At 74.2% G+C, this 23,625-nt stretch carries 22 protein-coding genes; 16 read left to right on the top strand and 6 right to left on the bottom strand.

The window, feature by feature from the left end:
- Positions 1–91 precede the first annotated feature (91 nt).
- A complete protein-coding gene (locus tag AB0K05_RS36385; RefSeq protein WP_364235401.1) occupies positions 92–3,121 on the bottom strand; it encodes an AAA family ATPase in 3,030 nt (1,009 codons plus the stop codon).
- Between the two features lie 71 nt (positions 3,122–3,192).
- Complete coding sequence (locus AB0K05_RS36380; RefSeq protein ID WP_148032020.1) at positions 3,193–5,055, bottom strand: propionyl-CoA synthetase; 1,863 nt, start codon at positions 5,053–5,055, stop codon at positions 3,193–3,195.
- Positions 5,056–5,196: 141 nt separating this feature from the next.
- Here AB0K05_RS36380 and AB0K05_RS36375 point away from each other — a divergent pair, with 141 nt between their 5' ends.
- From AB0K05_RS36375 to AB0K05_RS36365, 3 genes are read left to right on the top strand one after another with little or no spacing between them, the layout of a single operon-like run.
- Positions 5,197–5,835: a nucleotidyltransferase domain-containing protein gene (locus tag AB0K05_RS36375; protein WP_364235397.1), complete on the top strand. Its 639-nt coding sequence runs from the start codon at positions 5,197–5,199 to the stop codon at positions 5,833–5,835.
- Positions 5,832–6,563 carry a nucleotidyltransferase domain-containing protein gene (locus AB0K05_RS36370; protein ID WP_364235395.1) on the top strand — a complete coding sequence of 244 codons (732 nt, stop codon included), beginning with the start codon at positions 5,832–5,834 and terminating at the stop codon, positions 6,561–6,563. The genes AB0K05_RS36375 and AB0K05_RS36370 overlap by 4 nt, the downstream gene beginning before the upstream one ends.
- 15 nt (positions 6,564–6,578) lie before the next feature.
- Entirely contained in the window at positions 6,579–9,974 is a 3,396-nt protein-coding gene (locus tag AB0K05_RS36365) for an AAA family ATPase (RefSeq protein ID WP_364235393.1), read from the top strand.
- Positions 9,975–10,220: 246 nt separating this feature from the next.
- On the opposite strand, the gene AB0K05_RS36360 is transcribed toward AB0K05_RS36365, so the two are convergent.
- Positions 10,221–10,997: an arylamine N-acetyltransferase gene (locus AB0K05_RS36360; protein WP_364235391.1), complete on the bottom strand. Its 777-nt coding sequence runs from the start codon at positions 10,995–10,997 to the stop codon at positions 10,221–10,223.
- 35 nt (positions 10,998–11,032) lie between these two features.
- A complete protein-coding gene (locus tag AB0K05_RS36355; protein ID WP_364235389.1) occupies positions 11,033–11,965 on the bottom strand; it encodes a GNAT family N-acetyltransferase in 933 nt (310 codons plus the stop codon).
- A gap of 135 nt (positions 11,966–12,100) precedes the next feature.
- Between AB0K05_RS36355 and AB0K05_RS36350 the strand changes: the two genes are divergently transcribed.
- Both AB0K05_RS36350 and AB0K05_RS36345 read left to right on the top strand, forming a co-directional pair.
- On the top strand, positions 12,101–13,015 hold the full coding sequence (locus AB0K05_RS36350; protein WP_219544352.1) for a hypothetical protein: 915 nt from the start codon (positions 12,101–12,103) through the stop codon (positions 13,013–13,015).
- 25 nt (positions 13,016–13,040) lie between these two features.
- Positions 13,041–13,562, top strand: a complete 522-nt coding sequence (locus tag AB0K05_RS36345; protein WP_219544351.1) for a hypothetical protein — start codon at positions 13,041–13,043, stop codon at positions 13,560–13,562.
- Positions 13,563–13,572: 10 nt separating this feature from the next.
- On the opposite strand, the gene AB0K05_RS36340 is transcribed toward AB0K05_RS36345, so the two are convergent.
- A complete protein-coding gene (locus AB0K05_RS36340; RefSeq protein WP_364235386.1) occupies positions 13,573–14,367 on the bottom strand; it encodes a methyltransferase domain-containing protein in 795 nt (264 codons plus the stop codon).
- 133 nt (positions 14,368–14,500) lie between these two features.
- Here AB0K05_RS36340 and def point away from each other — a divergent pair, with 133 nt between their 5' ends.
- Genes def through AB0K05_RS36325 form a run of 3 tightly spaced genes read left to right on the top strand, consistent with a single transcriptional unit; the run spans position 14,501 to position 15,877 of the window.
- Positions 14,501–15,052, top strand: a complete 552-nt coding sequence (gene def, locus AB0K05_RS36335) for a peptide deformylase (RefSeq protein WP_219544349.1) — start codon at positions 14,501–14,503, stop codon at positions 15,050–15,052.
- Positions 15,053–15,111: 59 nt separating this feature from the next.
- The gene (locus AB0K05_RS36330; RefSeq protein ID WP_148034644.1) at positions 15,112–15,528 is read left to right on the top strand and encodes a CBS domain-containing protein; all 417 of its coding nucleotides are present in this window, start codon (positions 15,112–15,114) and stop codon (positions 15,526–15,528) included.
- A 10-nt stretch (positions 15,529–15,538) separates the two neighbouring features.
- Complete coding sequence (locus AB0K05_RS36325; protein ID WP_364235383.1) at positions 15,539–15,877, top strand: MmcQ/YjbR family DNA-binding protein; 339 nt, start codon at positions 15,539–15,541, stop codon at positions 15,875–15,877.
- Positions 15,878–15,902: 25 nt separating this feature from the next.
- Here AB0K05_RS36325 and AB0K05_RS36320 read toward each other — a convergent pair whose 3' ends face one another.
- Positions 15,903–16,841 (bottom strand): hypothetical protein, encoded by a 939-nt coding sequence (locus AB0K05_RS36320; protein ID WP_364235381.1) that lies wholly within the window; start codon positions 16,839–16,841, stop codon positions 15,903–15,905.
- An 87-nt stretch (positions 16,842–16,928) separates the two neighbouring features.
- On the opposite strand from AB0K05_RS36320, the gene AB0K05_RS36315 reads away from it, so the two are divergent.
- Genes AB0K05_RS36315 through ptsP form a run of 8 tightly spaced genes read left to right on the top strand, consistent with a single transcriptional unit; the run spans position 16,929 to position 23,624 of the window.
- Entirely contained in the window at positions 16,929–17,690 is a 762-nt protein-coding gene (locus AB0K05_RS36315) for a DeoR/GlpR family DNA-binding transcription regulator (protein WP_148032031.1), read from the top strand.
- Positions 17,687–18,697 (top strand): 1-phosphofructokinase, encoded by a 1,011-nt coding sequence (pfkB, locus tag AB0K05_RS36310; RefSeq protein WP_364235378.1) that lies wholly within the window; start codon positions 17,687–17,689, stop codon positions 18,695–18,697. The genes AB0K05_RS36315 and pfkB overlap by 4 nt, the downstream gene beginning before the upstream one ends.
- Before the next feature lie 53 nt (positions 18,698–18,750).
- On the top strand, positions 18,751–19,989 hold the full coding sequence (locus AB0K05_RS36305) for a PTS mannitol transporter subunit IICB (protein ID WP_364235375.1): 1,239 nt from the start codon (positions 18,751–18,753) through the stop codon (positions 19,987–19,989).
- Between the two features lie 3 nt (positions 19,990–19,992).
- Complete coding sequence (locus tag AB0K05_RS36300; RefSeq protein ID WP_364235372.1) at positions 19,993–20,301, top strand: PTS lactose transporter subunit IIB; 309 nt, start codon at positions 19,993–19,995, stop codon at positions 20,299–20,301.
- Entirely contained in the window at positions 20,294–20,719 is a 426-nt protein-coding gene (locus AB0K05_RS36295; protein ID WP_148032035.1) for a PTS sugar transporter subunit IIA, read from the top strand. The genes AB0K05_RS36300 and AB0K05_RS36295 overlap by 8 nt, the downstream gene beginning before the upstream one ends.
- A complete protein-coding gene (locus AB0K05_RS36290) occupies positions 20,716–21,720 on the top strand; it encodes an alcohol dehydrogenase catalytic domain-containing protein (protein WP_271276246.1) in 1,005 nt (334 codons plus the stop codon). Before AB0K05_RS36295 ends, AB0K05_RS36290 begins: the two co-directional genes overlap by 4 nt.
- Before the next feature lie 10 nt (positions 21,721–21,730).
- Positions 21,731–22,012 (top strand): HPr family phosphocarrier protein, encoded by a 282-nt coding sequence (locus tag AB0K05_RS36285; protein ID WP_148032037.1) that lies wholly within the window; start codon positions 21,731–21,733, stop codon positions 22,010–22,012.
- Positions 22,005–23,624: a phosphoenolpyruvate--protein phosphotransferase gene (gene ptsP, locus AB0K05_RS36280; RefSeq protein WP_364235369.1), complete on the top strand. Its 1,620-nt coding sequence runs from the start codon at positions 22,005–22,007 to the stop codon at positions 23,622–23,624. The genes AB0K05_RS36285 and ptsP overlap by 8 nt, the downstream gene beginning before the upstream one ends.
- Position 23,625: the final 1 nt, after the last annotated feature.

Below are 23,625 nucleotides of genomic sequence, written 5' to 3'. Positions count from 1 at the left end.
CGCGGAACCGCGGTTCAGCGGTCGGCGGATACCCTAGCGGTACTTGATCAAGCTATGTCGGCATTTATCCCGCAAAGTCCGGGCGAGCCGGTCAGGGGCTGTGGATCTTGCGGAGCACGTCCTCGGGGATGCCCGCCTCGACGAGGCTCTCCCAGCTCTCGAACCGTTCGGCGATCATGGCTTCCACGAGCGGCCGCAGCAGCGCGTGGTCGGCGCCGGCGTGCAGCAGCTCGCTGACGATGCGGCCGCGGCCCGCGAACGGCAGCCGGGCGCCGTCGATCGTGACCGCGTGGGCGATGAGCGCGAGCAGGCGGGCGTCGGGCGGCAGGCCGGGTGCGGTGGCGGCGGTGATCGCGTCGAGGTAGCGGGCGAGCCGGTCGTCGGGGTTCAGGGGCTCGCCGGTCAGCAGGTCCCGCAGCAGCCGGGGCAGGCTGGCCACCCGGCCCCGCGGGCGCAGCAGGAGCGGCGGGTCGGCGCCCTCGTCGAGCAGGTCGGCCAGCAGGTCGGTGTCGGGGTTGAGCAGGTACGCGCGCTCGGCGAACACCCTGATCCGGTGGCGCAGCACGGTGGCGCGCCGCCCGAGGCCGTGACCGAACCACCAGCCGAGCCCGTCGCCGCCCGGCGGTTCGGCCGGCCCGCCGAGCAGGATGTCGCGCTCGCCGTGCTCGGAGACCCGCAGCGCGGGCATGGCGGCCAGCAGCCCGCTCCAGCCGCCGTCGCCGAGCTGGCTGCGCCACAGGTGGGCGTGCGAGGTCCACCGCGCCAGCGGGTCGGGGCCGCCGAACAGCTCTGACACCCGTACGGGCGCCGCGGACGCGGCCACGATGAGCAGGGTGAGGTTGGCGGAGTAGGCGGCCAGCCGCCGCGTGACCGGCCGCCGCACCGGCTCGAACGCGGTGAAGGAGCGCCGCCGCCGCTCGTACAGCGACTCGCGCAGCAGCACGCCGAGCAGTTCCACGGCCCGCTCGCGCTCCCGCGCGGGCAGCCCGGCGAGCAGTTCGACGGCGAAGCCCACGATCGGCCCGCGCTCGGCCAGGCAGGAGAACGAGGTGACCGCGTACAGCAGGTCGTCGTCCAGGTCCTGGGCGGGCGCGGCGGCCAGCTCGCCGCCGGTCAGGTCGTGTCTCCTGACCAGCTCGCGCACCGCGAACACGGCCAGCCAGCCGACGAGGAACTCGCCGAACGTGGCGTGCGCGAACTCGTAGCCGTCTGTCCCGTTCCCCGTACGGTGCGCGGACGTACGGCGCGCGAAGAAGAACCGCCTGGTGGCCCGGTCCGCCCCGCTGCCCGGCCCGCACAGCGCCGCCAGGTCGGCGTCGAGCGCGGCCGCCGCGGCGACCGGCCGGCCGCGGGCGAACATCGACAGCGCGACCGCCCCGAGCCGCACCAGCTCCCGGTCGACGAGGGCGCGCAGCCGGGGCGGCGGCAGCCCGACGGCGGAGGCGTCCCTGGCGACCTCGCGGCGGGCGAAGCCGCGGATCAGCGCCTCGTACAACTGGGCGCGGCCGATGGGGCCGGCGCCGCGCACGCCGTCCCCCGTGGCGTCGTGCAGGGCGAGCAGCAGCAGGAGCAGCGGCTGCGTGGCGAGCTCCGGGTGGGCCAGCGCGTCGCCGGCGGACAGCGGGGCGCGGTCACGGCGGGCGAGCACCGCCCGGTTGGCCTGGTCCCAGATGTCGAGCCAGCGCCGCACCTGGTCTTCCTCGAACGGGCGCAGCTGCAGCACGACCAGGCCGTCGGGGAAGCGCACCCGGTCGGCCACGACGGTGCGACCGGTGACGACGACGGCGACGGGCCGGCCGACGCGGTACTGCCTGGCCTGGAACTCCTGGATCTGCTCCAGGTAGTCGTGGCGGCCCTCGCCGACGGCCTGGACCAGCTCGTCGAACCCGTCGAGCAGCACCACCGGCAGGGCCTCCTGCCCGGCCTCGACCAGCTCCTCGAAGCGCACGTCCTCGCCGAGCGAGGTACGCAGCCCCTGGTCGATCTGGGACAGCACGGTGGACTCCGCCACCACGTCGTGCAGCCGCACCCGGATCGGCAGGAACTCCGACCCGGCCAGCCGCGCGGCCAGTACCTCCACCAGCGTGGACTTGCCCGCGCCCGGCTCGCCCAGCACGACCAGCGGCGCCTGGGTGGCGCCCAGCGAGGTGAGATGACCGACCAGGAACGCCTCGGTGTCGGGCAGCGCCCGCTGCCCGGCCCACCAGCTCCTGGCGGCCGGCCTGGGCGGCTCGGCGGCGGTCCCCGCCAGCTCAGCGACCCGGCAGCGCGGGGTGATGTAGCCCTCGCCGAGCAGCGGCAGCGTCACGTCATCCGGCGGCTCCCGGCCGGCCATCAGCGGCTGGTCGAGCGCGCCGGCGGCCAGCCGCACCAGGTGGATGACGGGCCGGTCGCCGGTGCGCGGCGGGGCCAGCTCCGCCAGCAGCCGCGCCACCCGCGACAGCCCGGCGCCGGGCGGCGGCTGCTCGGCGGCCAGGCTCCACCTGCCGAACTCGGGGCGGTCCAGGGCGAGCAGCCGGTAGTCCTCGTCGTAGACGCGCAGCGCGTGCGCCTCCGGGCCGTCGGTGAACAGCGCCGGCAGCCGGGCCCGGTCGCCCGCCGGCAGCTCGCCCCACACGGGCAGGCCGCGCGCGTACGACAGGAGCGCCTCCGACATCCGCCGGTGGACCAGCCGCACGGCCCGCCGGGTCTCCTCGTACGGGCGATGCGGCTCGGGCGTCGGCAGCCCGGTGGCGAGCAGGCTCCTGACGAGGGCGGCGTACCGCTCGGCCGCCTCCGGGTGGCGGGTGTGGTCCAGTCGCTCCAGCGTGACCGGGGGCCTCGCCTCCTCGCCCAGGGCCTCGAAGTACGCGGAGGCCACGATCACGGCGTGGGCCGCGGCCAGCCGCCGGGTCCTGACGAACCGGGTGTCGCCGCCGCGCCGGGCGGCGACCCCGCGCACCGTGTCCTCGGTGTAGCGGACGATCTCGCCGCGCAGCTCCACCAGGCCCGCGGCGGGCACGGCGGCGCCGCCCCAGCCGGTCGGAGGCACGGCCGCGGCCCGCTCGACGGCCTTGGCCAGCCGGGGCCGCTCACAGCCGAGGATGTCCAGCGCGCCCGCGTAGCTCAGGATGTCCGTCATCGGCGTCTCCGAAGAGCGTGAGAGCTCCCATCATGACGCCGTTGGTCCGGCTTTGGAGGGTTGTCGGATGCTCAGCCCTTGAGCGCGTCGGTGATCTCCGTGAGGGCGGCGGGGTCCTCGATGGTGGACGGCACGCGGTAGGGGGTCCCGGCGGCGATGTCGCGCATGGTGCCGCGCAGGATCTTGCCGGAGCGGGTCTTCGGCAGCCGGCTCACGACGACGGCCCTGCGGAAGGCCGCGACGGGACCGATCCGCTCGCGGACCAGGGCGGTCAGCTCGCGCTCGACGTCGGCGGGGTCGCGTTCCACACCCGCCTTGAGCACCACGAGCCCGACCGGGAGCTGCCCCTTCAGCTCGTCGGTCACGCCGATGACCGCGGACTCGGCGACGTCCGGGTGGTCCGCGAGCACCTCCTCTATGGCCCCGGTGGACAGCCGGTGCCCGGCCACGTTGATGACGTCGTCGATGCGGCCCATGACGAACAGGTAGCCGTCCTCGTCGATGCGGCCGCCGTCGCCGGTCAGGTAGTGGCCGGGGTAGCGCGACAGGTAGGCCTCGGTGAAGCGGTCGTCGTCGCGGTAGAGGGTCGGCAGGCAGCCGGGGGGCAGCGGCAGCCGGACCGTGACGGCGCCCTCGACGCCGGGCGGGCACTCGTTCCCGTCGTCGTCGAGGATGCGCATGTCCCAGCCGGGTACGGGCTTGGTGGGCGAACCCGGCTTGACCGGCAGTTCCTCGATGCCGACGCAGTTGGCGGCCATCGGCCAGCCGGTCTCGGTCTGCCACCAGTGGTCGATGACCGGGATGCCGAGCAGGGCCGAGGCCCAGTGGTAGGTGTCGGGGTCGAGCCGTTCGCCGGCGAGGAAGAGGTAACGCAGGCTGGACAGATCCCACTTTTTGGCGAAACTGCCGGACGGGTCTTCCTTCTTGATCGCGCGGAACGCGGTGGGCGCCGTGAACAGCGTGCGCACCCCGTACGTCGACACCACCCGCCAGAACGCGCCCGGGTCGGGCGTGCCGACGGGCTTGCCCTCGTACAGGACGGTCGTGCAGCCCGCGAGCAGCGGGGCGTAGACGATGTAGGAGTGGCCGACGACCCAGCCGACGTCGGAGGCGGCCCAGTAGACCTCGCCGGGCGCGGCGCCGTACACGTTGGCCATGCTCCAGTGGAGCGCGACCGCGTGGCCGCCGTTGTCGCGGACCACGCCCTTCGGGGCGCCGGTGGTGCCGGAGGTGTAGAGGATGTAGAGCGGGTCGGTGGCGGCCACGCTGACGCATCCGGCGGGTTCCGCGTCGCGCACGGCGCTCTCCCAGTCGAGGTCGCGGCCCTCGGTGAGGTCGGCGGGGTGCTGCTCGCGCTGCAGGATCACGCAGTGGGCGGGCCGGTGCGACGCCCGCTCCAGCGCGGCGTCCAGCAGCGGCTTGTACTCCACCAGCCGGGACGGCTCGATCCCGCACGACGCCGACAGCACCACCTTGGGCCTGGCGTGGTCGATGCGGACGGCCAGCTCGCTGGCCGCGAACCCGCCGAACACCACCGAGTGCACCGCCCCGAGCCTGGCGCAGGCGAGCATCGCGACCACGGCCTCGGGCACCATCGGCATGTAGATGACCACGGTGTCGCCGGTCCCGACGCCGAGCCCGCGGAGCATCCCCGCGGTGCGGGACACCAGGTCGAGCAACTCCCGGTAGGTGTAGCGGCGCGCGGACCCGGTGACGGGGCTGTCGTAGATCAGCGCGTCCTGGTCGCCCCGGCCCGCCGCGACGTGCCGGTCGACGGCGTTGTGGCAGGTGTTGAGCCGCCCTCCGGGGAACCACCGCCCGCCGTCGTGGGCCCGCTCGGGCTCCACGTCCCAGTCGACGCCCCGCGCCGCCTCGCGCCAGAACTCCTCCGGCGCCTCGATGCTCTGCCGGTAGACGGACTCGTAGCTACGCATTTCCGGAGCACTTCCCACGACTCAAGACTGTGTCAGCAATCGACGATCATCAACCCGGAACGGGCAACAAAGCCCTAAATTGGGGGATTCGGGCTTCGTGCGGGGCTCGGTGCCGACCACTGGAGGTAGGAGTCGATCCTCATGGGCGATGACCTGATCCTGTCCGTGGTGACCGGTTCGCGCGCGTACGGGCTGGAGACCGAGGCGTCCGACATCGACCGGCGTGGCGTGTTCGCGGCGCCGACCGAGGCGTTCTGGCGGCTGGACAAGCCGCCGACGCACCGCGACGGGCCGCTGCCCGAGCAGTTCTCGTGGGAGGTCGAGCGGTTCTGCGTGCTGGCGCTGCAGGCGAACCCGACGGTGCTGGAGTGCCTGTGGTCGCCGCTGGTCGAACTGGTCACGCCCGCCGGGCGGCGGCTGCTCGACCTGCGCGGCGCGTTCCTGTCGGGCCGCGCCCAGGAGACGTTCGCCGGGTACGCGGACGCGCAGTTCCGCCGGCTGGACCCGGAGGCGCCGAAGTGGAAGCAGGCCATGCACATGATCAGGCTGCTGCTGAGCGGCCTCCATCTGGTCCGGCACGGCGAGCCGCGCGTCCGGATGGGCGACGACCGCGAGCGCCTGCTGGCGGTCAAGCGGGGCGAGGTGCCGTGGGCGGAGGTGGACGCCTGGCGCGCGCGGCTGGTCGCCGAGCTGGCGGCGGCCGACTCGGTGCTGCCGGAGCGGCCGGACCGGGACGCGGTCGAGGAGTTCCTGATCGGCGTGCGGAGGGAGAACCTGTGAACCTGCCCGCCTGGTTGCCGGAGATCCCGGGTGAGCAGCCGTACCCGCTGGTGTTCGCCACCGTGAGCGGGGCCCATCTGTACGGGTTCCCGTCGGCGGACTCGGACGTGGACCTGCGCGGTGTGCACGTGCTGCCCGCCCGGGAGGTCGTCGGGCTGGTCACCGGGCCGGAGACGCTCGACGCGACGTGGACGCGGGACGGCGTCGAGGTGGACCTGGTGACCCACGACCTGGCCAAGTTCTGCCGGCTGCTGCTGAGCCGCAACGGCTACGTGCTGGAGCAGCTCCTGTCGCCGCTGGTGGTGGCGTCGTCGCCGGTGCACGAGGAGCTGGTGGCGCTGGCGCCCGCGTGCCTGACGCGCCATCACGCCCACCACTACCTGGGGTTCGCGCGGACGCAGTGGCGGCTGTTCGGGAAGACGGGCGAGCTGAAGCCGCTCCTGTACACGTTCCGGGTGCTGGCCACCGGGATCCACCTGATGCGGTCGGGCGAGCTGCGGGCCGACCTGACGCAGCTGTACGGGTACGGGCCCGCGTACCTGCCCGAACTGGTGGCCGCCAAGCGGGAGGCCGAGCACGGCGCCGCGCCCGTGATCGCCTCGGCGGCCGCGGACGTGGCGAGGATGACCGCGGAGCTGGAGCGGGCCGGGGACGGCTCGGCGCTGCCCGGCACCGCCTCCGCGCACGCCGCCCTGCACGACCTCGTGGTCCGGATCCGCCTGGCGTAGCGCAGAATCGGTGCCATGACGTTCGTCGGCAGGCGGGAGGCGCTCGCGGCGATCAGCGGCGTGCTGGCCGCGGGTGCGGGATGCGTGCTGGTGGAGGGTCCCGCGGGGATCGGCAAGACCCGGCTGCTCGCGGAGGCCGCCCGCCTCGGCCGCGCACGCGGCCTGACGGTGGCCGCCGGTCGTGCCACCGAGCTGGACCGAGTGGCCCCCTTGTCGACACTGCGCTCGGCACTGGCCGGAGTAGTCCCCATCGACGTCACCGGTAGTGCCGATGTCCGGCGGGCCGCCGAGACAAACCCCACCGACCGGCCCCACCCCTCCAGAACCACCCGCGACCACGTCCGGCAGGCCGCCGAGACGGACCCCACCGGCCACCCCCTCGACCAGCCCCATCCCCTCACGATCACCCACGACGACGTCCGGCGGGCCGCCGATTCGGACTCCATCGGCTATCCCGTGGATCGGGTGGAGATGATCGGGGACGCGCTGGAGCGGTTCGCCGGGCCGTTGCTCGTGGTGCTGGACGACGTGCAGTGGGCCGACGAGCTGAGCCTGCTGGCGCTGCGCCGGCTGGTGCCGGGCGGGTCGCCGGTGGTGTGGCTGCTGGCCCGGCGGCCGCTGCCCGAGCAGGAGTCGCTGGACCGGCTGGAGGCGGTGCGGGTGCCGCTGCCGCCGCTCAGCCAGGAGGAGGCGGCGGAGCTGAGCGGCCACCTGCTGGGATCGCCGCCGTCGCGACCGGTTCTGGAGCTGGTACGGGCGAGCGGCGGCAATCCGTTCCTGCTGGAGGAGGCGCTGTCGGCGGCGCGTGAGGACGGCCGGGTCAGGATGGACGGCGGCTTCCCTGAGGCGGTGGAGCGGCGGCTGCTGCCGCTCGCGGTGGGGACGCGGCGGCTGCTGGGGGTCGCGGCGGTGCTGCGGCGGCCGTTCTCGGTGCACGAGGCGGCAGGGGTGCTCGGCACGCCGGTGGCCGGGGCGGTCGCGGCGGTGGAGGAGGCGGTCAGGGCCGGGGTGCTGGTGGACGAGGGCGGGCGGCTGGCGTTCCGGCACGACCTGATCAGGGAGGCGGTGTACGGAGGGCTGCCGGAGGCGGTCAGGAGCGCGTGGCACCGGGAGGCGGCCGCCGTGCTCAGGGCCGAGGGCAGGCCCCCGGCGGAGCTGGCCGAGCACCTGCGGCACGGCGCCCGCCGGGGAGACGCCGCGGCCGTGGCGGAGCTGCGTGCGGCGGCGGCCGGCCTCAGGGCCACCGCCCCGTCGGCCGCCGCCGACCTGATGACGCGAGCCCTCGACCTCTCGGACAGCTGGGATCCGGCATTGGTCGCGGACGCCGTACGCCTCCTCGCCTCGGCGGGCCGCCTCGCCGATGCCCGCGCCCTCGCCGACGACTGCTCCACGAGACCGTACGCCCGTCCCCGGTCGCCTGACACCCCGGCTCTCCCAGGTGATGAGAACGACCCGATGGACGGCCCCACCCCCCGGCGGCACACGCCCAGAGAGCCGAGCACGAGAACGGCGACGGCACCGTTGGACGCGCCGAGCCGGCAGACGGAAACCGGACAGCTGGACGCGCCCGAAAAGCCGAGCGCGCAGACGGCGACGGCACCGGCGGACGCGCCGAGCCGGCAGACGGAAACCGGACGGCTCGACGCACCCGAAGAGCCGGGCGGGAGGACGGCGACGGCACGGTTGGGCGCGCCGAGCCGGCAGACGGAAACCGGACGGCTGGACACACCCGAAGAACCGGGCGCGCAGGCGGTGACGGCATCGGCGGATGCGCTGGGCGGGCGGCTGAGTGCTGGGGAGGAGGCGGCGATCTGTCTCGGGCTGGCGGAGGCGCTCAAGCATGCCGGTGACGACGCGGGTGTGGTGGAGCGGACAGGGCGGGCGCTGGCGCGGGCCGGGGTGCCGGTGGAGGCGCGGGCGCGGCTGCTCGCGGTACGGGCGCACGCGCTGATGATGACCGGACGGATCGACGAGGCCGACGCGGCGGCGGCGGGAGCGGTGGCCAGTGGGGAGCCGTTCGGGCAGGTGGTGGCGTTGCAGGCGCGTTCGACCGTGGCGCTGTTCCGGGGCGAGCCTCGGGTGGCGCTGGAGCATGCCGAGCGGGCGGTACGGATCGCGGACGCGGCCGGGGGTGAGGTGGCGCACAGGCATCCACGGCTCTGGCTGGGCGCGGCCCTGACCGTGCTGGACCGGTTCGAGGAGGCGGACGCGGTGTACGCGGCGGTCGCGCGGGAGTCGGGCGCGGCGGGCACGGCCTGGTCGCTGCCGTTGCGTCACCGGTTCAGGGCGGATCTGCTGCTGGCGTGGGGCCGGTTGGACGACGCGGAGGCGGAGGCGGAGGCCGGGCTGCGGGTCACCGCCGAGCTGTCGGCGATGGCACTGGCGCCGGCGCTGCTGGCGGTGCTCGGCCACGTGGCCGCGCTGCGCGGCGACTCGGAGGCCGCCCGCCGCCACTTCCGCGAGGGGGCCGAGCTGGCGGGAAGCGGCCCCGGCCTGGTCCACGACGAACTGCGCTTCCGTACGGCACTCTTCGAACGGTCGCTCTACGGGCACGGGACGACGGGCAGGCGGACGAAGAGAGGCGCGGGGCCGGCCGACCGCGATCAGCGGGCTGGCGGAACGCCGACCCATCGCGATCAACTCACTCACGGAACACCGACCCACCCTGATCAACCCACCCACGGAACACCGACCCACCCTGATCAACCCACCCACGGAACACCGACCCACCCCGATCAACCCACCCACGGAACACCAACCGACCGCGAACAGCCCACCCCCGAATCACCGCTTAACCGCGATCCGGCAGCCCGGGAAACACTGCCCCACCGCGATCGGCGGGCGCTTGGGACGTCGGATGGTCTGGGTCGGGGTCGTGACGCGCCGGGGCTGGGGTGGCTGGATGAGGAGGGGAGTGCGCTCGCGTACCTGTTGTTGCAGGAGCCGTGGGCGGCGGCGCGGCTGCGTGGGGAGCCGGGGGTGGTCGCGGGCATCCGGGCGCTGGCCGCGCGCAACCCGGAGGTGGTGTCGTTACGGGCGGCGGCCGCGCACGCGGAGGGGCGGCTGGCCGAGGCCGTCGAGCTGTACCGGGCGGCGCCGCGACCGCTGGGGCTGGCCGCGGCGCTGGAGGAGGCCGGGCGAAGGGACGAGGCGCTGGAGGTGTACGCGGCGTGCGGCGTCAGGAGGGACGCCGCCGGGCGCCCGCCGACCGGATGGGCCGCGCTGACCACGGCCGAGCTGCGGGTGGCGCGGCTGGTCGCCCGGGGGTTGACGAACCGGGAGGTGGCCGCCGAGCTGTTCGTGTCCCCGCACACCGTCGACAGCCACCTCCGGCACGCCTTCGCCAAGCTGGGCGTCAGCAGCCGGGTCGAGCTGGCCCGGCACGCCCTGATCAGCGAGGGCCTCACCTGACCCCCGCCCAGCCCGGCGGGGCCCGCGCCCGGCCTGAGGCCTCGCTGACCCGCGCCCGGACAGCGAAGGCGGCTCCGGGCCCGCGCCCCGGCCGGAAACCTCGCTGACCCGTGCCCCGACAGCTAAGGCGGCCCCGCGCCGGAGGCCTCTCTGACCCGCGCCCAGACCGGCGGGGGCGTCCCCTTGCCCCGGCCGGAAACCTCTATGGCCCGTGCCCGGACAGCGAAGGGATGCCAGGCGAAGGCCTCAGTCCGGACGGCCCTCGGGATGGATCAAGGGCAGCAGCGCCGCGGCGTCCGCTTCGGAGATCGTGATGCCGATGCGGTCGCGCAGGCCGTCCCGCAGTTCCCCGGCCGTCCGCGCGCCCAGGTGCTCGATCCGTACGCGCTCGCCGATCGCCGTGCGCTGGGCCAGCACGTGGGAGAGGAACGGGGAGCGCGGGTGGGTGGCCACGTAGTGGTTGGCGACCTCGAAGTCGCTCGGGTAGTGGGGTTCGTCCGTGCGGAACCCGTACAGCTGCTCCTCCCCCGCGTGCAGGATCCAGAGGTCGCCGTCCCGGGCCAGGCGCCACCGCCAAGGGCCCGCCGAGGCGGTCGCCTCCTCGGCGAACGGCATCGGCTCCACCAGCCCGTCGCCGCCGAACCCCACGTCGGCCAGCCACCGCCGCCCGTCCGCAATCACCAGCAGCATGGCGTGCGAGCGCGGCAGGTGGGAGCGGCCGCCGAGCCGGATGCGGGCCAGCAGCCGCGTCACCGGGAACCCGAGGCGTTCCAGGGCGGCCGCGAACAGCAGGTTGTGCTCGTGGCAGTAGCCGCCGCGGCCCCCGGTCACCATCTTGTCCTGCAGGGACTTCGGGTCGAGCGGGATGCCCCTGCCGAGCACCACGTCCAGGTTCTCGAACGGGATGGCGGTGACGTGCGCGCGGTGGACCGCGCGTAGCGTCGCGGCGGACGGGGTGCGCGGGCCGCCGTGGCCGATCCGGTCGAGGTACGCGTCCAGGTCGAGATCATCGATGTGCCACATGGCTCAACCGTGCCGGAGCGGGCGGCCCGCGCGCATCACGCGTTCACGGGATTCGCGGAGAGCACGAGCCTGACGGCGAAGAGCTCGTACCCGGCCCGCTCGAACGCCCGCGCCATCGGCACGTTGCCCGTGTCGGTGTCGGCGACGACCCGGTCCGCGCCGCGCCCGGCGTGGCTGCGGGTGATCTCGGCGAGCAGGTCGCCGGCGTAGCCGCGGCCGCGGTGCTCGGGCAGCACGCCCAGGTAGCCGACCACCGGCCCGGAGGGGTTGGCGGACGGCAGCGCGAACCCGGCGAGCTCGCCGGAGCGGGTGTGGGCCAGCCGCCACCACGACCGGTCGCCCGGCATCGCCAGGTAGTCGGCCAGGTCCTCCCTGGCCTGCGCCTCGGCGTCCTTGACGAGCAGCGCCTGCCGGGTGTGGTGGTCGAGGCTGCCGGCCGACGCGGCCGCGAAGGCGGCGACGAACGCCTCGTCGTCGGGCTCCTCCCGGAAGACGAGCCTGCCGGACGCCTCCGGCAGCGGCCGGTCCGGCGTCCACGCGTACCGGAGCCGTTCCAGCTCGTCGGTCAGGCCGGCGCGGCGGCAGGCGTCCTGCCGCCAGCCGACGGCGGCGGTGACGGCGTCGTTGCCGCGCCAGCCGACCGGCAGGAACACGTGGTAGGCGGGACGTGCGCCGAACGCGTCATGGGCGTGGCGCAGCAGCTCGGCCGCGAGCGCGACGCGGTCGGTGACCGAAGGGTGGGTGTGGAGGCAGTCGAGCGCGAGCGGCCCGGCGCCGGGGAAGCCCCACCAGACGGCGCGGGCCAGGATCTCGCCGTCCTGTTCGGCCACCCAGATCCGGTCGTGGTGGTAGTGGCCGTCGGCGAGGAAGGAGCGCAGCCGTTCGGGATGGGCCCAGCTGACGGGCTCGTCGACGGCGCAGTCGAGCAGGCGGCCGAGATCAGGCGCGGCCGTGGGACGGAAAAGCACGAGTCCTCCGAAGAGCGGGGTCGGACGCGGTGAGCGTCCGGAAGGAGCGGGACATCTCAGCGCCTCCTTTCTTCCGGTCTTACGGGGTAGGGGGACCATATCGCACTTGTCAGAAAGGTCCGACAGGATAGGGGAATGCCCGCCTACGAAGACGTTTTCCCGCTCCAGCCGCCCGTCCGTCTGCCGCCTCAGGACGAGCTGGTCGCCGCCGTGCGCGCGGCGCCGCTGGCGGCCGAGTTCCTCGACGGCCAGGAGGACGTGCTGGAGGCCTGGGGCGAGGTGTGCAGGGACCGGCTCGACGAGGGCCTGCTGCTGGAGGTGGTGCGCCTGTTCGTGGCGCGCGAGCCCGCCGTCGGCGACCCTCCCGCCGAGCTGGTGGCCTTCGGCCTGGTGAAGGGCGCGAACCCGTACGAGGCGACGCCGGTCGGGCTGTGGATGGGCCGGAGGCTGATCGGGGAGCTGACCGGGCAGGAGGTGCCCGTCATGGGCTCGCTCGCGGAGCGCGACGGGGCGGGGCTGCTGCTGGGCCTGCGCTCGTACCCGGAGGCGGACCGCGACGAGGAGCTGGCCGGCTGGCTGGCCCGCCGTGACGCGGCGGGGGCGGCCAGGGAGATCGCGGGCGTGCTGCCTGCGGTGAGCCCGCTCAGCCGGGCGATCGGCATCGAGCTGCTCGGCTTCCAGCTGGGCGACGAGGGCCGCCGGGCGCTGGACGACCTGGTGATCGAGCCCAAGGTGGGCGCGGTGATCGCCGCCCGGCTGAGCCGCGACGACCGGCAGCCGGCCACCGAGGAGATCGGCTGGGTGCTGGTGGACATGGCGGCGGCGCTGCTGGAGTTCGGCGGCGAGCCGTCCGAGGTGGTCGAGTCGGTGGCGGCCGGCATGGAGACGGACGAGCAGGCCAGCACGATCACGCTGCTGGCGCTCTGCGACCACCCGGCCACCGAGCCCGTGCTGCGGGTGTTCATCGACTACCACCCGGACGCGGGGGTGGCCGCCGCCGCCCGCAAGGCGCTGCGCCGCCTGCACGGGCTCGCCGCGGCCCGCGGGTGAGGGGCCGGGGGTAGAGTCGGCGACGATGACGAAGCATACGATCACCCGCCAGACCGGGACGATCCTCGGCGACACTTACGGCTGCGACTGCGGGGCCCAGCTGGGCGGGCGGATGGCGGCCGAGGTGCACGCCGCCGAGCACCACCAGTGCTCGGTCTGCCTGGGTTCGGCCGAGGAGGAGCCCGCGCCCGGCCTGACGCGTCCCTGCACCTCCTGCGCCGGCACCGGGCGGCGGCGCGAGCAGATCAACTGGCAGCTCGCGCACGCCGAGGCGGAGCGGCTGGTCACGCCTGTGGTGGTGCGCTCGGTGGTGGACGCCTTCGACGGGCCGTTCCGCCTGTCGGAGGTCGCCGACGCGGTGCGCGACGGGTTCGGGCTGCCGCCGGGCCGCCTGCCGGTGGGGCCGCGGGTGCGCGACCTGCTGCTGGAGATGCAGGCGGCGGGCGAGATCACCATGGTGTCGGCGCCGGACGAGCTGATCGACGGCACCGACGTGGTGCTCTTCCGCGACCCCCAGTGGCAGCGGGCGCGCACGCTCGGGCTCTGACCGCCGGTCGTCAGGCGCGGCAGATGATCTCGCCGTGCAGGATCGACATCCAGCCGTCGTCCGACCCGGCCCATGCGCGCCAGCCGTCGGAGACGCGCCGCAGGTCCTCCGCGGTGGCGGCGCCGGTGGCCAGGGCCTGCTCGGCCATCGCGGAGCGCAGGATCCGGTCGGCCCACATGCCGCCCCACCAGGCGCGGTCTTCCGGGGTGGCGAAGCACCAGGTGGACGAGGTGGCGGTGACGTCGGTGAACCCGGCGGCGCGGGCCCATGACAGCAGCCTCCGGCCGGCGTCCGGCTCGCCGCCGTTGCCGCGCGCCACCTTCTGGTAGAGCTCCATCCAGGTGTCGAGCGCGGGCACACGCGGAAACCACGCGAAGGCCGCGTAGTCGCTGTCGCGGGCGGCCACGACGCCGCCGGGCCGCGCCACCCGCCGCATCTCGCGCAACGCCTGCACGGGGTCGCCGACGTGCTGGAGCACCTGGTGGGCGTGCACGACGTCGTACGACCCGCCGGGGAAGGGCAGCGCGTGCACGTCGGCGACGGCGAAGCCGACGTTGCCCGCGCCTCTGGCCGCCGCCTCGGCCCTGGCCAGCTCCAGCGCCTCCTCGCTCACCTCGGTCGCGGTCACACTGGCCACCCTGGCGGCCAGGTCGGCGGTGATGGTGCCGGGGCCGCTGCCGACGTCGAGCAGGACCGCCTCGGGCCGGAGGTGGGGCAGGAGGTAGGCGGCCGAGTTGCCGGCGGTGCGCCACCGGTGGGAGCGCAGCACGGACTCGTGGTGGCCGTGGGTGTAGACGGCGTTCATCGGAACTCCCTCGTCTCGGCTGATGTCCGGCACGCTACCATTCATCTCGCTATACGAGAGAATATGTCTCATTATATGGATATGTGGCGCTCGACCGTACACTGTTCCGGACGACTACGGAAGGGCGGTCGCCATGGGAGAGGTCCGGCCGATCGTGCGCGTGGGCGACCCGGTGCTGCACGCGCCGTGCGAGCCGGTCACCCGGTTCGACGACGCGCTGCGGGCGCTGGTCGACGACATGTTCGCGAGCATGTACGCGGCCGACGGCGTGGGGCTGGCCGCCAACCAGATCGGCGTGCCCCTGCGGGTGTTCGTCTACGACTGCCCGGACGACGACGGCGTCCGCCACCGGGGCGTCGTCGTCAATCCGGCGCTGGAGCTGCCGGGCGTGGGCGAGCGGCGCCTCGACGCGGGCGAGGAGGGCTGCCTGTCGGTCCCCGGCCAGTACGCCCCGCTCCCCCGGTCCGACCGGGCCACGGTGCACGGCTCCGACGCCGAGGGCCGGCCCGTCACGGTCGAGGGCACCGGCATGCTCGCGCGCTGCCTCCAGCACGAGACCGACCACCTCGACGGCCACCTCTACATCGACCGCCTCCCGGCCAAACGCCGCAAGCAGGTGCTGGCCGCGTACGAGCAGTCCCTCACCACAGGGCAAATTCCGACAAACAACCCACCCAGCACGTGAGCGACGGCAAATCGGGTAGATGGTGCTCCCCCGGAAGCAATCCATCGAGGAGACACACCATGGCCAGAACCGTGGCAGACGTGATGACCAGCCACCCCGCGACCGTCGACGGCGACCAGCCGGTCAGCGTCGCCGCCGCGCTCATGCGCGACAACGACACCGGCGCGATCATCGTCAACGACCACGGCCGGATGGCCGGCATCGTGACCGACCGCGACATCACGATCAGGTGCGTCGCCGACGACAAGGGCCCCGACACGCCCGTGCGCGAGGCGTGTTCGCCAGGCGTCGAGGCCGTCTGCCCGGACACCAGCATCGACCAGGCCGTCCAGCTCATGCGCCAGCACCACGTACGCCGCCTCCCGGTGCTCGAGGACGGCCGCGCGGTCGGCATCCTCAGCATCGGCGACCTCGCGATGGAGCGCGACCCGGACTCGGCGCTCGCCGACATCTCCGCGGCGGAGGGCAACCGCTAACGTTGACCACGTGGTCACAGTCGAGGACGTGCGGCGGCTCGCGGCGACTTTCCCGCGGTCATCGGAGCACCTGATCAGGGACCGGATCAAGTTCCGGGTGGGCTCCATCGTCTACGTCGCGTTCTCGCGCGACGAGACGCTGATGGGGTTCGCCTTCCCGAAGGAGGAGCGGGCCGCGCTGGTCGCCGCGGAGCCCGACAAGTTCCTCCTGCCCCCCGAGTCCGATCTGCGCTTCAACTGGGCCGTCGCGCGCCTGGCCGTCCTCGACCCGGACGAGATGCGCGAGCTGGTGCTGGAGGCGTGGCGGATGGTGGTGCCGAAGAAGGTGTACGCGGCCTACGTCGGCTAGCGCGACGGGGCCGCCCTTCAGCCGTTCAGGTGACGCTGCGATAGAGCCCCGCGGTGAGCTTCGTGATCCGGTTCACCGAGCCCCGCCACGCGCTGCCCGCCGGGTGCGCCGTCAGCACCGCCATCACGTACCTCTCGTCCTTGCCCACGAGGCCGGTCGTGTAGAGCACCGGCCGGCCGTAGTCGGGCACGCGCGCGTCAGCGGCGCGCGAGGCGACCAGGGAGATCGACGCGCTCTGCGTCCTGGCGTCACATCTGACCGGCGGCGTCAGCCCGAAGCCGGACCAGCCCTGCTTGACCGCCTTGCGGCCGGGCACCCCGTCGGGGATGCCGAAGGTCTGGTCGAAGCCGTCGCTGCCGCACGGCGTCGCCGCGCGCAGGTGGCCCAGGATCGTGTCACGCACCCGGGGCGAGGCGGTGTCGAGCAGGTAGCGGTAGGTCCGCACGACGTCGTGCGCGCTCAGCGTGGCGTAACCCCAGAAGCCGGGCTTGGACGCGGGCGGCGGCGTGGTGTCCGGCAGCCGGAGCTTGCGCGCCATGCGGGTGACGATGGCGCCCTTGCCGCCCCGGTCCCAGAACGTGGAGGCGGCGTCGTCGTCGCTCTCTCTCAGCATGATCTTCAGCAGCCTGGCGTCGGCCGCGGAGACGGTCCTGCGCGACTCCAGGAAGTCGATCGCGATCAGGATCTTGATGACCGAGGCGGAGCGGTACTTGCGGTGCGCGTGCCGGGTCGCGACGAACTTGCCGCGCTGCCGGTCGAACACCAGCCAGGACGCGGTCGTGCCCGGCGGGACCTTGGGCGGCCGCGCCGTACGTGACGCCGTGGCCCGGGCGGGCGGACTCTCGGCCGACGAGCTCTGCGAGGTGCCGCTCGACGCGCGGGCGGGGCCCGCCGCGGGGCCGGCGACGCATCCCGCCGCGAGGGGTACGGCCGCGGCGACCGCGGCCCAGGGCTTCAATCGCATCGCACATACCTATCAGAGTCTTGACCAACCACAGAAACGGGGATAAACAAAGGGGAAACCAACCCGAAACGGCGGTGAACCAACATCATGTACGCCGAGGAGCGGCAGCAGGACATCCTGCGCAGGGCGCGCGTGGCGGGCCGCGTCGACGTGGTGTCGCTGGCGGCCGAGCTCGACGTCACCACCGAGACCATCCGCCGCGACCTGACGGCGCTGGAGCGGGCCGGCGTGCTGCGCCGCGTGCACGGCGGCGCCATCCCCGTGGAGCGGCTCGGCTTCGAGCCCGCGCTCGCCACCCGCGACGAGGTGATGACCGCGGAGAAGGAGCGCATCGCCAAGGCCGCCCTGGCCGAGCTGCCCGACGACGGTTCGGTCATCATCGACGCGGGCACCACGACGGGCCGCCTGGTCGGCGTGCTGCCCGCCGACCGCGAGCTCACCGTGGTGGTCAACTCGCCGCCGCTCGCCACCGTGCTGGCCGCGCGGAGCAACCTCAACGTGATCATGCTCGGCGGGCGGGTACGCGGCCGCACCCTCGCGACGGTGGACGACTGGGCGCTGCAGCCGCTGGCGCACCTGCACGTGGACGTGGCGTTCATGGCCACCAACGGCTGCTCGGCCGAGAAGGGCCTGACCACGCCCGACCCGGCCGAGGCGGCGATCAAGCGGGCGATGGTGCGGGCCGCCGAGCGCAGCGTGCTGCTCGCCGACCACACCAAGTTCACCAACACCTACCTGGCGAGCTTCGCCGCGCTGAGCGAGATCGACGTGGTGATCACCGACGCCGGAGTGGACGACGCGCTCGCCGCCGAACTGTCCGCCGCCGGACCGCAGGTGGTCCGCGCATGATCGTGACCCTGACGCTCAATCCCAGCCTGGACCGCACGATCGAGATCGCCGCGCTGGACCGCGGCGCGGTCATCCGCGCCGCCGCCGCCCGCCTCGACCCCGGCGGCAAGGGCGTGAACGTCTCCCGCGCCCTGCTGGCCAACGCGGTCGCCTCGCGCGCCGTGGTGCCGTTCGGCGGCGACGAGGGACGGCAGCTCGTGCACCTGCTCCGGCAGGAGGGCCTGGACATGGTGACCGTGCCGGTGGCCGGGCGGACCAGGTCGAACGTGACGCTGGCCGAGCCCGACGGGACCGTCACCAAGATCAACGAGCCGGGCACGGCGCTCTCCCCCGGCGAGCTCGACACGATCGCCGACTCCGTGCTGGCCGAGGCGCGCGAGGCCGACTGGGTGGTCGCCTCCGGCAGCCTGCCGCCCGAGGTGCCCGGCGACGTCTACGCCCGGTTGTGCCGCCGGTTCGCCGGGGCGGGCATCCACGTCGCGGTCGACACCAGCGGCCCGCCGCTCACCCGCGCGCTCGGCGCCGGGCCCGCGCTGATCAAACCCAACCTGGAGGAGCTGGCCGACGCCACCGGCGTGGCGATCACCTGCGTCGGCGACGTGGTGGCGGCCGCGGCCAAGCTGCGGGCGGCGGGCGCGCGTACCGTGCTGGCCAGTCTCGGCGCCGACGGCGCCGTGCTCGTCGAGGACGGCGGGTGCTGGTACGGGGAAGCGCCCGTCGCCGAGCCCCGCAACGCGGTCGGCGCGGGCGACGCCATGCTCGCCGGGTTCCTCGCGGGCGGCGGAAGCGGCGAGACGGCGCTGGTGGAGGCGCTCGCCTGGGGCGCCGCCGCGGTCAGCCTGCCGGGCAGCCGCATGCCGGGGCCCGCGGACATCCGCCGCGACGCCGTCCGCGTCTCCCGCCCCGACCCCGCCCGCCTCCTCACCTCGCCGCTCCCCCGCACCCCCGTGACGGTTCGCGCGGCGGCCACCGGGGCGGCGCCGCATCCGCCGCCGTCCCCCCGCTGACTTACGGCTCACCCACGCACGAGCCTGCTCACCCCCCGAAGGAGCAATGTCCCATGGCCGACACCTATACTCCCCCGGTCTACGGAACCGGCGCCAAAGCCACGATCCAGCGGATCGGCGGCCACCTGGCGGGGATGATCATGCCGAACATCGGCGCGTTCATCGCCTGGGGTCTCATCACCGCCCTGTTCATCCCCACCGGGTGGCTGCCGAACGAGACGCTGGCCGAGCTGGTCGGCCCGATCATCACGACCCTGCTGCCCATCCTCATCGCCTACACGGGCGGCCGGATGGTGCACGGGCAGCGTGGTGCCGTGGTCGGCGCCGTGGCCGCGATGGGCGTCGTCGTGGGGTCGGACGTCCCGATGTTCCTCGGCGCGATGATCATCGGCCCCCTCACCGCCTGGATCCTCAAATATGTAGACAAGTTCACCGAGGCGCGGACCAGGGCCGGGTTCGAGATGCTGGTGGACAACTTCTCCGCGGGCATCATCGGCGGCGCGATGGCGGTGGCCGGCGTGCTGGGCATCGGCCCGGTCGTTCAGGAGCTCACCAAGGCCGCGGGCAACGCGGTCGACTGGCTGGTCGGCACCGGCCTGCTGCCGTTCGCGTCCGTGCTGATCGAGCCGGCCAAGGTGCTGTTCCTCAACAACGCCATCAACCACGGCGTCCTCGGCCCGCTCGGCGTGACCCAGGCGGCGGAGACCGGCAAGTCGATCCTGTTCATGCTGGAGTCGAACCCCGGCCCCGGCCTCGGCCTGCTCCTCGCCTTCATGTTCTTCGGCCCGCGGGCCATGCGGCCCAGCACGCCGCCCGCGATGATCATCCACTTCTTCGGCGGCATCCACGAGATCTACTTCCCGTACGTGCTGATGAAGCCCCGCCTCATCCTGGCCGTCATCGGCGGCGGCATGGCCGGCGTGTTCACCTTCATGGTCACCGGCGCCGGTCTGGTCGCCACGCCGTCGCCGGGCAGCATCTTCGCCTACCTGGCCGTCACGCCGCGCGGCGGCCTGTTCGCGTCCATCGCGGGCATCGTGGTCGCCACGGCCGTGTCGTTCGCCCTGGCCGCGCTGCTGCTGGGCTTCGGCCGCGGCGAGAAGGAGGAGCCCGCCGGAGACCTGCCGGCCGAGGGCGCTCCCGAACCCGCCGACTCCCACCGGGCCGGCGCCGACGACACCGTACCGGACGTCGCGGAGAACACCCCCGGCGAGCAGCCCGCCAACGGCGAGCGCCGCGACTCCGGCGAGCCCGCGCAGACCGAGACCCGTACCGCCAGCAAGGAGGCGTGAACCGTGCCCAGCATCGACAGCAAGGACATTCACAAGATCATCGTGGCCTGCGACGCGGGGATGGGCAGCAGCGTGATGCTCGCCAGCCAGCTCCGCAAGCAGCTCAAGGACTCCGGGGTCGCCGTCGAGCACACGCCGGTCAACAACATCCCCGCCGACGCCGACGTCGTGCTCTGCCACGCCGGGCTGGCCACCAGGGCCAGGGCGGCGGCGCCGGGCAAGGTGCTGGTGCCGTTCCAGATCTTCCTGGGCGACCCGGCCGTGACCAAGCTCGTCGCCACGATCAAGAGCGGCGGCACCGTCGATGCGTGAGGACCTGCTCGACCCGCGCGCGGTGCTGCTGCACGAGAGCGCGGCCGACCGTGAGGAGGCCATCCGGCGCTGCGGGCGGGTCCTGGTCGACATCGGCGCGGTCGCGGAGCCGTACATCGACGCGATGCTGGAGCGCGAGCGCTCGATCTCCACGTACGTCGGGGAGGGCGTGGCGATCCCGCACGGCACCGCGGCCGCCAAGGAGGACGTCAGGCGCGACGCGATCTGCGTCGTGCGCTTCCCCGGCGGCGTCGACTGGGACGGCGAGCCCGTCACGGTCTGCGTCGGGATCGCGGCCAAGGACGACGGCCACGTGCCGCTGCTGGCCGCGCTCGCCGAGATCCTCCTCGACCCGGACCGGGCGCGGACGCTGCGCGAGGCGACGGAAGCACACCAGGTGATAGAGGAGTTGACGTGAAGGTCGCCAGATTCCACGCGCCGGGCGACATCCGGATCGAGGACGCGCCGGAGCCGGTCGCCGGCCCGGGCGAGCTGAAGATCCGGGTGCGCAACTGCTCGACGTGCGGCACCGACGCGAAGATCTACAAGTTCGGCCACCACCACATCCGGCCGCCCCGGGTGATGGGCCACGAGATCGCCGGCGAGGTGGTGGACACCGGCGAGCGGGTGCAGGTGATCGCCGCCATCCCGTGCGGCGCCTGCCCCGACTGCGCGCACGGCCGCATGACCGTGTGCCCCAACCAGGAGTCGATGGGCTACCACTACGACGGCGGCTTCGCCGAATACATGATCATCCCGGCCAAGGTGCTGGCCGTGAACGGGGTGAACGCGATCCCGTCCGGCGTCGGGTTCGCCGAGGCGTCGGTGGCCGAGCCGCTGGCGTGCGTGCTCAACGGGCAGGCCCTGGCCCGGGTGGGTACGGGTGACGATGTGGTGGTGATGGGAGCGGGCCCGATCGGCTGCCTGCACGTGCGGCTGGCGCGGGCGCGCGGCGCCGCCAGGGTGTTCCTCGTGGACGTGAACACCGACCGGCTCGCGATGGCGGCCGAGCTGGTACGCCCCGACGCCGCGATCGACGCCGACCCCGTGGAGCAGGTGCTCAAGCTGACCGGCGGCCGGGGCGCGGACGTGGTCATCACCGCGGCCGCGGCCGGCGCCGCCCAGGAGCAGGCCGTGCTGATGACCGCCCGCCAGGGACGCATCAGCTTCTTCGGCGGCCTGCCGAAGGACGACCCGTTCATCCGGCTGGACTCGAACCTGGTGCACTACCGGGAGCTGACCATCGTCGGCGCCAACGGCTCCAGCCCCGGCCACAACGCCGAGGCCCTCCGCCTGATCGCCGAGGGCGCCGTGCCGGTCGCCGACCTGATCACCCACCGGCTCCCGCTGTCGCGGGTGCTGGACGGGATCGGCCTGGTCAGCCAGGGCGCGGCCATCAAGGTCACCATCGAACCGTGAGGAGGCACCCATGCCCGAGAGGACCGTGGCCGTCGCGTCGGCCAGCGGGCTGCACGCCCGGCCCGCCAAACTGTTCGTCCAGGAGGCGGCGCGGCTGGGGGTGCCCGTGCGCATCCGGGTCGGGGAGAAGTCGGTCCCGGCCCACAGCATGCTGGGCGTGCTGTCGCTGGGCGCCGTCCACGGCACCGAGGTGACCCTGGAGTCGGACGCCCCCGGCGCCGACGAGGCCCTCGACGCCCTGGTGACCCTCCTGTCCCGTGATCTGGACGCGGAAGAGGCCCTGGATGCCTGACCTCCAGCCCTCCGGCCCGGCCTCGCTGGCCGGGCTGGGGGTCAGCCCGGGGCGGACGGCCGGGCCGTGCCTGCGCATGGCCGGGCCCCCGGCGCTGCCCGCGCCGAACCCCGTCACCGACACCGGCGCCGAGCTCGCCGTCGTCGGCCAGGCGCTGGAGGCGGTCGCCGAAGACCTGCGCCGGCGCTCCGCCGCCGCGGCGGGCGCTGACCGCGGCGCCGCCGAGATCCTCGACGCGCTGGCCATGATGGCCGACGACCCCATGCTCAAGGAGGAGGCCGAGCAGGGGGTGCGCGACGGACTGGACGCCCCGCACGCCCTGGACGCGGCCTTCGCCCGTCACCGCGAGGCGCTCGCCGCGCTGGGCGGCTACCTCGCAGAACGGGCCGCCGACCTGGACGACCTCAAGCACCGCGCGGTGGCCGCCGCCCTCGGCGTGCCGATGCCGGGCGTGCCGTCACCGGGGCACCCGTTCGTGCTGGTCGCCGAGGACCTCTCCCCCGCCGACACCGCCGGGCTGGGCACGGACGTGCTGGCGCTGGTGACGGTGAAGGGCGGCCCGACCAGCCACACGGCGATCCTGGCCCGCGGCCGCGGGCTGCCCGCCGTGGTGGCGTGCGCGGGCGCCGCGCACCTGGTGGACGGCACGTACATCTCGGTGGACGGCGCCACCGGCGAGATCGTCACGGGCGTCACGGAGGAGGACGCGGCACGCGTCCGCGAGCAGGACAGCGCCGAGCGCGCCCGGCTCGCGGCCACCAGCGGCCCCGGCAGGACCGCCGACGGCCATCCGGTCAAGCTGCTGCTCAACATCGGCTCGGCCGCCGACCTGCGCCCGGACGGGGAGGGCGTCGGCCTGTTCCGCACCGAGTTCCTGTTCCTGGACCGCAAGCAGGCGCCCACGTACGAGGAGCAGGTCACGGCCTACGCCGACGTCTTCACCGCCGTCCCGTACGTCGTGGTGCGCACCCTCGACGCCGGCACCGACAAGCCGCTGCCGTTCCTCGGGCTGCCCGAGGAGCCGAACCCGGCGCTGGGCATCCGCGGTCTGCGCGTGGACCGGGTGCTGCCGGACGTCCTGGACACCCAGCTGGACGCGATCGCCGAGGCGGCCCGCCGCACCGGGGCCGAGGCGTGGGTGATGGCCCCGATGGTCAGCACCCCCGGTGAGGCCGCAGCCTTCGCGCGCCGGGCCCGCGCCCGCGGCATCGCCCGGGTGGGCGCGATGGTGGAGGTCCCGGCCGCGGCCCTCCTGGCCGACCGTCTGCTGCGCGAGGTGGACTTCCTGAGCATCGGCACCAACGACCTGAGCCAGTACACCTACGCCGCCGACCGGCAGCATCCCGCCCTGGCCGACCTGCTGGACCCGGCCCAGCCGGCCCTGCTGCGCCTGGTCGAGCTCTGCGCCGAGGCGGGCCGCGCGGCCGGCAAACCGGTGGGCGTCTGCGGCGAGGCGGCCGGCGACGCGAGGCTCGCCCCCATCCTGGCCGGTCTCGGCGTGACGAGCCTCTCGATGGCCCCCGTCTGCGTCCCCGCCGTCCGCGACGCCCTGGCCCGTCACACGCTGGAGGAGTGCAGGGAACTGGCCCGCGCGGCCCTGGACGGCCGCTGAC

It is taken from the genome of Nonomuraea sp. NPDC049486 (genome assembly GCF_040676925.1).
Lineage (GTDB): Bacteria > Actinomycetota > Actinomycetes > Streptosporangiales > Streptosporangiaceae > Nonomuraea > Nonomuraea ferruginea.
Note: the sequence above shows the minus strand (reverse complement) of the source record. Positions and strands in the feature narration are given on the sequence as shown.